At 68.7% G+C, this 12,655-nt stretch carries 15 protein-coding genes and 1 pseudogene; 10 read left to right on the top strand and 6 right to left on the bottom strand.

Annotated elements, in window-relative coordinates; translation table 11 throughout:
- Positions 1-65: 65 nt before the first annotated feature.
- Both CGL27_RS09530 and CGL27_RS09525 read left to right on the top strand, forming a co-directional pair.
- Positions 66-671: an FAD-dependent oxidoreductase gene (locus tag CGL27_RS09530; RefSeq protein ID WP_119985923.1), complete on the top strand. Its 606-nt coding sequence runs from the start codon at positions 66-68 to the stop codon at positions 669-671.
- Positions 672-719: 48 nt separating this feature from the next.
- A complete protein-coding gene (locus CGL27_RS09525) occupies positions 720-965 on the top strand; it encodes a hypothetical protein (RefSeq protein ID WP_119985921.1) in 246 nt (81 codons plus the stop codon).
- Here CGL27_RS09525 and CGL27_RS09520 read toward each other — a convergent pair.
- Positions 962-1,573, bottom strand: coding sequence for a TetR/AcrR family transcriptional regulator (locus CGL27_RS09520; protein WP_119985919.1), 612 nt, complete (start codon positions 1,571-1,573; stop codon positions 962-964). The genes CGL27_RS09525 and CGL27_RS09520 overlap by 4 nt on opposite strands.
- A 144-nt stretch (positions 1,574-1,717) precedes the next feature.
- Between CGL27_RS09520 and CGL27_RS09515 the strand changes: the two genes are divergently transcribed.
- The 3 genes from CGL27_RS09515 to CGL27_RS09505 are packed head-to-tail and all read left to right on the top strand — an operon-like array spanning position 1,718 to position 4,033.
- On the top strand, positions 1,718-2,452 hold the full coding sequence (locus CGL27_RS09515; protein WP_078644743.1) for an SDR family oxidoreductase: 735 nt from the start codon (positions 1,718-1,720) through the stop codon (positions 2,450-2,452).
- A 32-nt stretch (positions 2,453-2,484) separates the two neighbouring features.
- Entirely contained in the window at positions 2,485-3,108 is a 624-nt protein-coding gene (locus tag CGL27_RS09510) for an NAD(P)-binding domain-containing protein (protein ID WP_078644744.1), read from the top strand.
- Between the two features lie 34 nt (positions 3,109-3,142).
- Entirely contained in the window at positions 3,143-4,033 is an 891-nt protein-coding gene (locus CGL27_RS09505) for a TIGR03619 family F420-dependent LLM class oxidoreductase (protein WP_119985917.1), read from the top strand.
- A 644-nt stretch (positions 4,034-4,677) separates the two neighbouring features.
- Here CGL27_RS09505 and CGL27_RS53430 read toward each other — a convergent pair.
- Positions 4,678-5,067, bottom strand: a pseudogene (locus tag CGL27_RS53430) (Tn3 family transposase); the annotation flags it as partial.
- A 241-nt stretch (positions 5,068-5,308) separates the two neighbouring features.
- A complete protein-coding gene (locus tag CGL27_RS09495) occupies positions 5,309-5,911 on the bottom strand; it encodes a TetR/AcrR family transcriptional regulator (protein ID WP_078647755.1) in 603 nt (200 codons plus the stop codon).
- Between the two features lie 124 nt (positions 5,912-6,035).
- Between CGL27_RS09495 and CGL27_RS09490 the strand changes: the two genes are divergently transcribed.
- The 4 genes from CGL27_RS09490 to CGL27_RS09475 all read left to right on the top strand — a co-directional run bounded on the left by CGL27_RS09490 (position 6,036) and on the right by CGL27_RS09475 (position 9,255).
- Positions 6,036-6,440, top strand: a complete 405-nt coding sequence (locus CGL27_RS09490; protein ID WP_078644749.1) for a Dabb family protein — start codon at positions 6,036-6,038, stop codon at positions 6,438-6,440.
- 124 nt (positions 6,441-6,564) lie between these two features.
- Positions 6,565-7,641 (top strand): IS630 family transposase, encoded by a 1,077-nt coding sequence (locus CGL27_RS09485; protein ID WP_162953282.1) that lies wholly within the window; start codon positions 6,565-6,567, stop codon positions 7,639-7,641.
- Positions 7,642-7,673: 32 nt separating this feature from the next.
- On the top strand, positions 7,674-8,597 hold the full coding sequence (locus tag CGL27_RS09480) for an NAD-dependent epimerase/dehydratase family protein (protein WP_240450425.1): 924 nt from the start codon (positions 7,674-7,676) through the stop codon (positions 8,595-8,597).
- A gap of 79 nt (positions 8,598-8,676) precedes the next feature.
- Positions 8,677-9,255, top strand: coding sequence for a site-specific integrase (locus CGL27_RS09475; protein WP_240450424.1), 579 nt, complete (start codon positions 8,677-8,679; stop codon positions 9,253-9,255).
- A 107-nt stretch (positions 9,256-9,362) separates the two neighbouring features.
- On the opposite strand, the gene CGL27_RS09470 is transcribed toward CGL27_RS09475, so the two are convergent.
- Entirely contained in the window at positions 9,363-10,352 is a 990-nt protein-coding gene (locus CGL27_RS09470; RefSeq protein WP_119985911.1) for an aldo/keto reductase, read from the bottom strand.
- A gap of 50 nt (positions 10,353-10,402) precedes the next feature.
- Positions 10,403-10,990 carry a flavodoxin family protein gene (locus tag CGL27_RS09465; protein WP_119985909.1) on the bottom strand — a complete coding sequence of 196 codons (588 nt, stop codon included), beginning with the start codon at positions 10,988-10,990 and terminating at the stop codon, positions 10,403-10,405.
- A 240-nt stretch (positions 10,991-11,230) separates the two neighbouring features.
- Between CGL27_RS09465 and CGL27_RS09460 the strand changes: the two genes are divergently transcribed.
- Entirely contained in the window at positions 11,231-11,959 is a 729-nt protein-coding gene (locus CGL27_RS09460; protein WP_119985907.1) for a TetR/AcrR family transcriptional regulator, read from the top strand.
- 102 nt (positions 11,960-12,061) lie between these two features.
- Here the strand turns inward: CGL27_RS09460 and CGL27_RS09455 are convergent, their stop codons facing one another.
- A complete protein-coding gene (locus tag CGL27_RS09455) occupies positions 12,062-12,619 on the bottom strand; it encodes a TetR/AcrR family transcriptional regulator (protein WP_119985905.1) in 558 nt (185 codons plus the stop codon).
- Positions 12,620-12,655: the final 36 nt, after the last annotated feature.

The following is a 12,655-nucleotide window of genomic DNA, read 5'->3' as shown; positions in this document are numbered from 1 at the left end:
CACACAGCCGGTCCGGAGCCCGTGCTCCGGACCGGCCCTTCCCGTGATCAGGAGCACCCGCACTCATGGCAGCACCCTGGGGCGTCACCGTGGTCGGCGGCGGAAACGCCGGCTTCTGCGCAGCGCAGTCCGCCCGGCAAGCGGGCGCCCGAGTGCTCGTACTGGAAAAGGCGCCACGGCAGTGGGCCGGTGGCAACTCCTACTTCACCGCCGGCGCCATGCGCACCAGCCACGGCGGACTCGCCGACCTCAAGAACCTCCTGGAACCGACCGCACAGGACCGCTTCCCGCTCACCGACCTCGCCCCGTACACCGACGACGACTTCCTCGACGACATGGTCAGGGTGACGCGCGGGCATACCGATGCCGACCTCGCGCGGATCCTGGCCGGCGAGTCCCGCGCGACGATGGACTGGCTTCGCGACCTGGGCCTGCGGTTCGAGCTGATGTACCGCCGGCAGGCGTATGAGGTGGACGGCCACCACCGCTTCTGGGGTGGCCTGGCGGTCGGCGTCGTCGGCGGCGGCAAGGGGATGATCGAGCAGCACCTGGCGGCCGTCGAACGCACCGGCGTGCACGTACGCTTCGACGCCCCCGTCACTCGCCTGGCCACCGCATCCGACGGCACCGTCCACGGCGTAGTGCTCGCCGACGGAGACGCTCAACTGTGAACTCAGGTTCTCTCAGGCGCTGGTGTTGCTGAGGTCCTGGATGCGGGCTTGTACCAGCTGCCCGCGCCGGCCGAGGCGATGGACCGCTTCCAGGCATCCCAGGCCGACCACGGCGGGTCCTCGGGGGTCGCCGGTCTCCCCGGCGGCTTCTGCTGCGGCCTTCAGCAGGCGGGCGGCCAGTTCCGTAAAAGCCAGCAGGTCCGGGCCAGGTGCCGGGCGGCTGGTGTCGCGTGCCAGCCGGTGCAGCCGCGTGACCGGCAGCGCGTCCAGCCCGGCCGCGATGTGCCACGTTAACTCGACACTTCCTCCCGTCGTCGGTCATCGCCGGCTGTGGCGGGGATGGCGTTGTCGATGAGGACGGCGGCGATGGCGGCGGCGGTGGGGAAGGCGTCGGCGTTGAGGACCCGGGTGCGGGCCGCGGCGCCGTCGATGAGCAGCGCGAGCTGCTCGCCGAGCTGTTCAGGGTCGGTGGCGCCGGCTTCGCGGGCGGTGTCGGCGAGCCGCGCGGCGACGGCTTTCTTGTAGTCGCGCGCGTACTGGGATGCGGGGTGCTGGGGGTCGTGGAGTTCGACGGCGGCGCCGATGTAGGGGCACAGGGGGGTGGTGGGGGGGATGTCGAAGGCGGCGAGGAGCCGTTCGCGGGGCGTGAGGTCGGTGCGGTCGAACACGCCGGGCAGAACGGAGGGGTCGAACCGGCGCAGGTACTCGGCGACGAGTTCGTCCTTGCCGGTGAAGTGCTGGTAGGCCGTGCGCTTGGACACCTGGGCCGCCGCGCAAAGCTGGTCCATGCCGGTGCGGTTGATGCCCTGCTCGCGGAACAGTTGCTGGGACGCGCTGATGATGCGCTCGCGGGCGCCCCGGCCGCGGCGGCGGCCCTGGGGGCCCTTCTCCAACTCTGTCATGGGTCCATGCTACCCCAGCTGGGTAACGACCGGTGTACATAGTTTGCGTCCCGGCCGCCCGCCCAGTACCGTAAGCACACAGGGCGGTGTACATAACGCCGTCACCCCAGGTGCACACGGCACCACCGACTCAAGGGAGCGACTATGGGAAAGCTTGACGGCAAGGTCGCGGTCATCACCGGCGGCACCACCGGCATGGCGCTGGCCGGCGCGAAGCTGTTCGTCGACGAGGGAGCGCACGTCTTCATCACCGGCCGCCGGCAGGACGCCTTGGACGAGGCCGTGAAGCAGATCGGCCGCAACGTCACCGGCGTCCAGGGTGACGCCGCCAACCTGGACGACCTGGACCGCCTGTACGACACCGTCAAGCGGGAGAAGGGAAGCCTCGACGTGCTGTGGGCCAGCGCCGGAGGGGGCGAGCCCGCCCCGCTCGGCGAGATCACCGAGGCCCAGTTCGACACCTGGTTCGGACTCAACGCCCGCGGCACCCTGTTCACCGTCCAGAAGGCCCTCCCGCTCTTCAACGACGGCGGCTCCATCCTCATGACCGGCTCCAACGCCTCCCTCGGCGCCTTCCCCGGCTGGAGCGTCTACGCCGGCAGCAAGGCCGTCCAGCAGGCCTGGGCCCGCGTCTGGCTCAACGAGCTCAAGGACCGCCGCATCCGCGTCAACGTCCTGACCCCCGGCCAGGTCGCCACCGCCAAGCAGGAAGAACTCTTCGACGAGGCCACCAAGCGCCAGTTCGAGTCCCTCATCCCCCGCGGCGAGATGGGCCGCCCCGACGAAATCGCCACCGCCGCCCTCTTCCTCGCCTCCGACGACTCCAGCTACGTCAACGGCATGGAACTCGTCGCCGACGGCGGCACCACCGCCATCTGAACCGAACAACCACAACCAGGGCAGGACATCTCATGAGCAACATCAGCATCATCGGCACCGGGAACATGGCCCGCACCATCGGAGCGCGGGCGGTAGCGGGCGGCAACACCGTCGAGGTCATGGGCCGCGATCAGTCCAAGGCCGCTGACCTGGCCAAGGCTCTCGGCGGCGGCGCCACGACGGGAGAATGGGGCACCGCCCCGGCCGGGGACATCGTCATCGTGGCCCTGTTGTACGACGGCGTCGTGCCGGTCGTCGCCCAGTACGGAGACGCTCTCGCGGGCAAGGTCATCGTCGACATCAGCAATCCCTTCAACTCCACGTTCGACGGGCTGGCCCACCGCGAGGAGACCTCGATCGCGCAGGAAGTCGCCAAGGTGGCCCCGGCCGGCGCCAGCGTGGTGAAGGCGTTCAACACCATCTTCCGTCATGTCCTGGAGAAGGGGCGGCCCGACGTCTTCATCGCTGGCGATAATGCGCAGGCCAAGGCAAGTGTGGAGGCGTTCATCGAGAGCCTCGGGCTGCGCCCGCTGGACGTCGGCGGCCTGAAAATGGCGCACTGGCTGGAAGGAGCGGGCGTGGTCACGGTGGGCCTCGCCAACCACGGGGTGGGGAACTTGGACTTCGCCCTCAGCATCACCGAGCTTCCCGTCTGAGTAAACGGTTGACGGATCACCGGGAGGACTCGTCATGAAGCTTGGTTTCACACTTCCCATAATCGGGCCCGCTATCAGCAGCGCAGCTGGCCTGAGCGCGTTCTGCCGCGGGATCGAGGACCTTGGCTACGACACGCTGTGGGTCGGCGATCGCCTGGTCCAGCCGGTCGATATGCATAGCATCTATCCGGGCAAAGAGCAGCCGTACCCGCCGCAGATGAAGCGTTACCTCGACCCGGTGCTGCTGTGGACCGTCGCCGCGACGGCGACCAGCCGGGTGCGGCTGAATGCCAGCACGCTCAGCACCTTCTACTACGAGCCGCCGCACCTGGCCCGGATGCTGACCACACTCGACGTGCTCAGCGACGGCCGTCTCGAGGTCGGCGTGGGACTCGGGTGGATGAAGGACGAGCACGACATCTCCCGCAGCGCGGACTGGCGCCGACGCGGGCGGATGCTCGATGACCTGCTGGCGTTCCTGCACGAGTGGTGGACGGCCAACCCGGTGTCCTGGGACAGCGAGTTCTTCTCGCTGCCGCCGGTCCACGCCGACCTGCGCCCGGTGCAAGCGGGCGGGCCGCCCATCTGGATCGGCGGCGCCAGCGAGGCCGCGATGCGCCGGGTCGGCCGCAGCGCCACCGGCTGGCTCGGGCTCGATTTTCTGCCGGACGAGGTCGCCGACCAATTGTGGTCGCTCGCGCGCCAGGCGGCGCAGGAGGCCGGCCGCGATCCCGACGCGCTGAAGAAGGCCATACGTATCAACCTCGAACCGGGCACGACCGTTGATTCGCTGGCCGACAAGCTCAAGCGCTTCGCCGAGGCCGGTGCGGACGAGGCGTTCGTGGACGCCTTCGCACTGTTCCCCGGCCTTGACCAGATGCTTGACTTCGCCAGCCAGGTGATCGCGCGCACCGGTCGGTTGTGACCACCCAAGAGCCGGAGACCCAAGGACGTCCTCGCCTGCTTGTTCGCCGAGAACGCGGTGCTGAACAGCCCGCTCGGCGATGAGCCGCTCATCGGTCGCGAGTCCGTCGTGGAAGCCAAACAGACTGTCCACAGACTGGCGGACCTCAGCTACAAGGAGATCCTCAGCGGCGAGACCCACCACGCCGCATCCTTCCGGCTGCAGATCGAAGACACCGTGGCCAACGGAATGGACTACGCCCGGGTCGACGCGGACGGCAAGATCGCCGAGGTGACCATATGGTGGCGCCCACTGCCGTCCGCCCTCGAGATGCGGGGGCACCTTGCGCAAGTCCCCGGACTGCGGCCCTGAGAACTGCGCACGAACGGGGAGCGAGGACGATTCGCCGGATCCTGGCCGCTCAGGCGTTCGGCATCCCTGCCTGTGATTTCCTCCGCGTAGACACTGTGCTGCTCTAGCGCGGTGCGGGTCTTCCTTGCTGGGGATCGGAGTTCCATGGCTAGAGGGGACGGGTGAGCAATACGAGGGTGCGGTGACGCCGGGCTGATCCGTCGCTCTGCTGACTGACTCGAACCACGAGCCGATCCCACCCACGGCCGCCGCACCCACCCGGTGTGGCGGCCGCCCGCACCCCAGTCCCGGCCCAGCAGCAGCGCGGTGATCGTCACGTGCAGGTCCTTCAGCCTCGCCTCGCCGCCGGTGATCGAGGTGAACGCCTGGTCGGCGCCGGTCCAGGAGAACACCTCCAGCAGGGCCTCCGGCAGGTCCACCCTGGGGAGCATCGCCTCCACCGCCTCGCGCAGGTCCCGGAGGGAGGCCGGTTCGGGCTCCGGCTCCAGGGCGGCGAAGTGCAGTCGCCCGTCGTCGAACACAATCTGGGAGTTCGCCGGCACCCGGGCCGCGACCTCCCGGTAGGTGCCATCCAGCAGCGCGGCCCGCGCCGCCAGGTGCTCGCCCGCGTCGGCGGGCAGGTTGAGGGAGGCGAGCACGGTCGGCTTGGTCTGCTCCCACGCCTCCCCGTCGAGCAGCTTCGCGGGCAGCTCGAACAGTGCGGCGATAGCCGCGGCCAGCTCGTGCCGGGGCACCACCTGCTCGATCCGGGACGAGCTGCGCAGGGCAAACACGTCCAGCATGACGTCGGCCCCTGGTCAACCAAGGGGAAGGGGCGACAGGCGTCCCAGCTCGCCGCGGCAGCTCGCGTACGACTTCGGGCCGCTCGGCGAAGGGCGTGCTGACGCGTCCAGCCGCAGGCCGCGATACCGAGCCGGCGCCGTACTACCCGTTCCCTGGCGCCTCGGCCCGCCAGCCGAGAAGGATCGCGCGGAGCGCCTGCTCGGCGAGCCGCCGGGCGCGCTCGCTGCCGATGGTGCCGAGGTGGCCGAGCGATGCGATGCCGTACAGGGTGCCCCAGATGATCTCGCACGCCTCGTCGGGGTCGGCGAGGACCACGTCGTGGGTGTCGGACCAGGTGGTGAGCAGTTCCTTGAGGACGCCGATGGCCGGTTCCGCGACGCGGCGGCGTTCGTCCGCGTCGACCGTGGTGCCGTTCATGACTCCGTAGAGGTGCGGATGCTCGCCGGCGAACCGGACGTACTCCGACGCGATCCGCATCATGCGCCGATCGATACCGGGCTCCTCGGCGGCCTGCTGGAACTCGGCCAGTATCAGGCGATGGCCGTAGGCGACCAGTTCCAGTACGAGCGCGTCCTTGTTGGCGAAGTGCTGATAGACGACAGGCGCGGAGTATTCGATGTCGGTCGCGATGCGCCGGATGGTGAGCGCCGCGGCGCCGTCGGTCTCAAGGACATGCAGCGCGGCCTCGATGATCCGTTCGCGGGTGCTCGCCCGTTCACGGGCCCGTCTTGTGCTGGTGGACATGGCCCGTCTCTTCGCTCCGCCGGTCTCCTCGAACACTATCCGCCGCCCCTTGACGGCGCCGTCACAGCCTAGCTATCTTAACGACGTTAAGAAAGCTAACAATGTTAGAAAAGGGGTGCGCGGCATGATTCACCACATCAACCGGGCCACGATGAAGGCCACTGCGACACCCGAGCAGATCGAGGCGGCGCTGGAGGGCTGGCGCGAGCAGGGGCGCTCGAACCCCGCGATCAAGTCCTTTGTCGTCGGTCGTGACCACGGCGGCGACTACGAGTACAGCGCTGTGTTTGTCGTCGAGGACCTTGACGGACTCTTCGCGTTTCTCACTCACCCGACCACCTACCGGACCGACCGCCTCGGTCTGAACCTGGTGGAGCGGCTCGAAATCTTCGACGTCAGTGACGACGACGATCCAGAACTGAACGCGAAGATCCAGGAACTGCACCGGCGCCGCAACGAGTTCAACCCTGAGGTCGCGGGATTGCTCGCCGACGTGCCCGCCTACTCCGGCTCCGGTGTGGATGACTGACCGAGCCGCCCCGTCCCCCGTCCCCGGGTGCGGCAGTGCGCCTAGTGTCCTGCGCCGGTAGTTGATCGTTAGTAGTGGTGTGACTTCTGCTGCTGGTGCATCAGTTCCTCGTCGGGGCCCGAAGCTGGAGCCGTTGCTGCTCTGTGATGAGGAGCGGGCGGTGTTGGAGCGGTGGACGCGTCGGGCGACATCGGCCCAGGCTCTGGCCCTGCGCGCGCGGATTGTGCTGGCGTGTGCGGGGCCGGAGGTGCCGCCGATTGTGGCGGTTGCTCGGGATCTGCGGGTGAGTGCGGACACGGTCCGCAAGTGGCGGCGCCGGTTCCTCGCTGAGCGGCTGGATGGCCTGGCCGACGAGCCGCGGCCGGGCCGGCCGCCCACCATCAGCATCGATCAGGTGGAGGCGGTCGTGGTCACCACGCTGGAGGAGATCCCGAAGAACGCCACCCACTGGTCCCGTAGGTCGATGGCCGAGCACAGTGGCCTGTCGAAGTCGACCGTTGGCCGGATCTGGCGGAAGTTCCAGCTCAAGCCGCACCAGACAGACACCTTCAAGCTGTCGACGGACCCGTTGTTCGTGGAGAAGGTCTACGACGTCGTCGGCCTGTACTTCAACCCGCCCGAGGGCGCCGTGGTGCTGTCGGTGGATGAGAAATCGCAGATCCAGGCTCTGGACCGGTCCCAGCCGGTGCTGCCGATAATGCCGGGCATGCCCGAGCGCCGGACCCATGATTACGTGCGCAACGGCCTGACCACCTTGTTCGCCGCGTTCGACGTCGCCACCGGCGAGGTCATCAGTGCTCTGCACCGTCGGCACCGGGCAGCGGAATTCAAGAAGTTCCTGATCAGGATCGACAAGGAGGTGCCCGCGCATCTCCAGGTCCATCTGATCTGTGACAACTACGGCACCCACAAGACCCCAGCGATCAGGACGTGGCTGGCCAAACACCCCCGCTTCCACATGCACTTCACCCCGACGGGCTCCTCCTGGATCAACCAGGTCGAGCGGTGGTTCGGCTTCCTGGCCGACCAGAAGATCCGCCGCGGCGCACACAAGAACGTCCAGACCCTTGAAGCCGACATCCGCACCTGGGTCAAGGACTGGAACGCAGACCCCAAGCCGTTCATCTGGACCAAGACCGCCGAGGAGATCCTCGAATCCCTCGCCCAATTCTGCCGACGGATCTCCGGCGCAGGACACTAGGAACGTTTCGCCAGGAATCCAATCCAGGAGAAGTGCCTGTCATAACCGATCATGTTGTCATCGGCGCCGGCTCGATCGGCTCGAACGTCGCCCGCCTGCTCGCCGAGCGCGGCGAGGGCGTTCGGATCGTCACGCGCAGTGGCTCAGGCCCTGTGCATCCGATGATCGAGCGAGTCGCCGCGGACGCCTCCGACCCGTCCCGCCTGACCGAGCTGTCCGGCGGCGCAAAGGTGATCTACCACTGTGCCAACCCGCCCTCGTACACCATGTGGGAACGCCAGTTGCCGCCGTTGCAGACGGCGGTGATCGCCGCCGCGGAGGCGCACGACGCCGTCCTGGCGCTCACCGGCAGCCTCTACGCCTACGGCCGGCAGCCCGGCGGCCGGATGAATGAGCACACCCCCATGGCCGCCACCGGGCGCAAGGGCCGCCTGCGCAAACGGATGTGGGAACAGGCCCTCGCCGCCGGCATCCGTACGGTCGAGGTCCGCGGCGCCGACTACATCGGCAAGGACGCGGCAGGCATCTACTCCGTGTTCATCGAGCCGGCTCTGAAGAAGGGCCGCGCCGCCTGGATTGCCGGCCACCTGGACATGCCGCACACCTTCACCGTCAACGGCGACATGGCACAGGCCCTGGTCACGCTCGCTCAGGACGAACGCGCCTGGGGCCGGGCCTGGCACGTTCCGTCCCCGCCCGCCGTCACCATCCGCGAGCTGGCGCGGCGCTGCGCCGACGCCGCGGGCCTGCCACCGGTCAAGTTGATCCAGATACCGCGCTTCGTGATGCGTACAGCAGGGGTGATCGTGCCGATCGCCCGGGAGGTGGCCGAGATGGACTACCAGTGGTACGCGCCGTTCCACATGGACGCGACGGAGACGGCTGACACCTTCGGCCTGACCGCCACCGACCTTGACACCGCCATCCGCGACCAGGTCGGCGCGATCAGAGTCTGAGGATGCCGCTTCGACGAAAGGCTGACCGTCGGTATCGTCCTGGCGCTGGGGAGAACCAGATCGCCGCCGGCGGCTGGACGTGGCCCTGCGGGAGAAGACGCAGTGGAAGATGCTCTACGAGTCCGCCGCACGGGCCGACGAGGTGCTGTGCCTGAACGTGGAAGACCTGTACCCGGCGGACAAGCGCGGCAGGATCACCGCCAAGGGTGGGGCGACCGAGTGGATTCACTGGCAGTCCGGCACCGCCCAGTTCCTGCCCCGCCTGATCGCCCGCCGTACCCGCGGCCCGCTGTTCCTCACCGACCGCAAGGCGCCGGCCGGAACGCCGACGCTCGACGTCTGCCCGGAGACCGGCCGGGCCCGGCTCTCCTACCGCCGGGCCGAGGAGATATTCGAAGAGAACACCCGGCCGCTGGCCAATCAGCTCGCCTCGCCCGAGGACATCGAGGACATCGAGGACCTGGACGGCTGGACACTGCACAGGCTCCGCCACAGTGCCCTGACACATGACGCCGAGGGCGGCACATCCACCCCGATGCTGCTGGCCCGCTCCCGCCACGCCTCCGTCCGCTCCCTGGAGCGGTACACCCGCGCCGGCGTCGACGCGGTCGCCCGGCACGTCGCCGCACGCGGCCCCGCCGCCCGCCGTCGCAGGTGAGTCCGAGCGCATCAGGGATTCAAGATCATCTCGTTGCCCCTTTGGCGCGCATCTCGGTCACACCCTCACCGGAGCCGACCTGAGTGGCATCTGTCCCGGAGTGGATCTCAGATCCAGGTGGGCACGTGCCCCTCGGTGTAGCGGGCGCCGAAGCCGCCCTGAGGCAGGATCTCGTCGATGGCCTTGAGGTCGGCGTCGGTAAGGGTGAGGTCGGCGGCGCCGGCGTTTTCCTCGATGCGCTTCGGGCTGCGGGTGCCGGGGATCGGCACGATGTGCTCGCCCCGGGTCAGGAGCCAGGCCAGGGCTAGCTGGGAGACGGTGGCACCCTTGGCCGCCGCGAGCTCGGCGAGCTTGCCCACGGCTTCGACGTTCTTCTCGAAGTTGCCCGGCTGCCAGCGCGGGTCGACGGTGCGTATGTCGGTGGCTTCATACTGGCCGGCGGGCTTGGCGGTGCCGGTGATGAACCCGCGGCCGAGGGGGGAGTAGGCGACGAAGCCGATGCCGAGTTCGTCCAGGGTGGGGAAGAGCTGCTCGACGTCGCGTTCGAACAGGGAGTACTCGGTCTGCAGGACGGAGACCGGCTGCACGGCGTGCGCCTTGCGGATCGTCTCGGGTCCGGCCTCGCTGAGGCCGAAGTACTTCACCTTGCCCGCGTGGATCAGCTCCTTGACGGTGCCCGCGACCTCCTCGATGGGCACCTCGGGGTCGACGCGGTGCTGGTAGAAGACGTCGATGTGCTCCACGCCGAGGTAGCGCAGGCTGTTGTCGGCGACCTTGCGGATGTTGTCGGGCCGGCTGTTGACAGGGCCGCCGATCTGCTCCGGAGGCACCGACATGTCGACACCGAACTTGGTGGCCAGGACCACGTCGTCGCGGAAGTCCCTGACCGCCCTGCCGACCAGGACCTCGTTGGATCCGGTGCCCCAGCCGTACATCTCGGCGGTGTCGAAGAAGGTGACGCCCAGGTCGTGGGCGCGGCGGAGGGCGGCGACGCCGGCCTCCTCGTCGGTGGGTCCGTAGGCCATCGTCAGGCCCATCGCGCCGTAGCCGATCGCCGAGACCTCAAGACCCTGGCTCCCCAGTGTCCGGTGCTGCATGCACACTCCTCTGAAAGAAACTGAAAGGTGTTGTTTGCCGGACCGCTGTGTCAGTGCGTTGCGGATGCCAGTCCGGCGCGGTGGATGCGGGTGTGCTCGGCGACGCGTCGGCCGAGGTGGCGGGCGGTGTTCAGGTCTGCGTCGTGGACCGCGGGGGTGTCGTTGAAGCTCTGTGCGCCGGCGCCGAGGTAGAAGCCGAGGCGGTTGTCGTCCTGGGGGCTGGATGTGGTGGTGTTCCAGCCCGGCAGGAGGCCCAGGCTCACCCAGAGCATTCCGTGCTGGGCCGCCAGGAGCGCCAGGTACTGCAGGGTGTGCAGCTTGTCGCCGCTCATGGAGCCGGAGTTGGTGAATCCCGCCGCGAGCTTGTCGCTCCAGGCGCGGGTCATCCACCGCTTGCTGCTGGCCTCGGCGAAGGCGTGGAACGCCCCCGACGCGGTGCCCATGTAGGTGGGGGTGCCGAAGATGATGGCGTCCGCGGCGTCCATCAGTTCCCAGTCGGCGTCGCTGAGGGAGGCGACGTCCACGCGGTGGACGTGCGTCCCGGCGGTGGAGCGCGCGCCGTCGGCCACGGCCGTGGCGATCTGCGCGGTGTGGCCGTAGCCGGAATGCGACGCGATGACGATCGAGATGTCGGACATGGGTGTTCCTCTCCTGCCGCGATGGCGGCGTGTTCGGTGGTGGTGCCGGCGGACGATGAGCTGCCCGCCGCGGCGGTCGGCCGCACTGCTCCACGCGTGGGGACCGGCGGCCCAGGCCAGGGTGCGGCGCATGCCCGGGTATCGCGGGCAGCGTCGGCCACCATCAGCATGGATCGCCGTTCCGCTTTTGACCGTACCACTGATAGAGCGACGCTACGCAAAATGGGATATCGTTGTTCCATGAACGAGGGACGACGCACCGCGCGGCGCCAGGTGCTGCAGGTGGCCGCCAAGCTTTTGGAAGAGGGCGGCAGCGAAGCGGTCTCCACGCGCGCTGTCGCCACAGCCGCGGGCATCACGGCCCCCGCGCTCTACCGGATGTTCGACGACAAGGACGGACTCCTGGCCGAGCTGGCCGCCTACGGGTTCGAGATGTACCTGGCCGAGAAACGGGAGGCACTGGCGCTGACCCCCGACGACCCGGTGGCCGACCTCTACCGCGGCTGGGACCTGCACGTCGACTTCGGAGTGCAACACCCCGCGTTCTACATGCTCATGTACGGCACTGTGCAGCCCGGGCGGCGGCCCCCGGCCGCGGACGAGGCGCACGCCCTGCTGGTGAGACTGCTGGGCCGGGCGGCCGACGCCGGGCGCCTTCGGGTTCCGGTGGAGCAGGCGACCCGCGTCATCCACGCGGCGACAACGGGTGCCACGCTGGCGCTGATCGGCGAAGAGTCCTCGGAGCGGGACCTGGCCACTTCGGCACGGCTGCGGGACACCGTCATCGCCTCGGTCACCACGGACTCGCCCGCCTCGTCCGGGTCGGACCTGGCCTCGCGCGCACTCGCCCTCGATGCCGCACTTCACACCGCGCTCACCACCGAGCCCCCGGCTGCGGGCGCCGGGGTACCTCTGCGAGACACGGAGACGGCTCTGCTGCGCGAATGGCTGCAGCAGCTGGCAGGCTGAACCCACCGCCTGCTCCGCAGGCGTTACGGTCCTCCGTCTTGCGATCGCAGGCACCGGGCGCCGCCCAGCGTGGCCGAACGGCAGCACCTTGTCGAAAACGCTCTAGTGGCGGGGCGATGTGCTGGCTTGAACCAGGACTCGTGCCAGGTCGGTGCTCTCCGGAAGGCTGTCGAGCGAGAGGGGCTGCGTGGCGACAGCACCCTCGTGCAGCACGAGGAGTTGGGTGGCGAGGGTGGCCGGGTGCGAGCAGCCCGCTGTGGTGGCGAGTTCCTTGAACAGGTTCAGCAGCCAGAGCTTCTGGTTCGCGGCGATGCGGTGTGCGGGATGCGAGGGGTCCGGGAGTTCGGCGAGTGCGTTGATGAAGGCGCATCCGCGGGTGTTGGTTTCGCTCCAGGTCCGCAGTGCCTCGAAGGGTGCGGTGACGGCTTCGGCGGGAGTGTTGCCGGCGTCGACGGCGGCACGGACGAGTGACCGCCAGCGCTGGTCGCGGCCCGTGAGATAAGTCGCGACGAGGTGGTCTTTCGAACCGAACTGGTTGTACAGGGTCCGCTTGGTTACCCCTGAGCGCTCAGCAATCAGATCCACGCCGACCGCTGTGATTCCGCGGTTGTAGAACAACTCCTCCGCGGCCGCCACGATGCGGCGGCCGGCCGGCGTCATAGGCCGCGCTTCCTGCACTGCGGGCCCCTTCACTGA

It is taken from the genome of Streptomyces sp. 11-1-2, from assembly GCF_003595545.1.
GTDB classification, from domain to species: domain Bacteria; phylum Actinomycetota; class Actinomycetes; order Streptomycetales; family Streptomycetaceae; genus Streptomyces; species Streptomyces hygroscopicus_B.
Note: the sequence above shows the minus strand (reverse complement) of the source record. Positions and strands in the feature narration are given on the sequence as shown.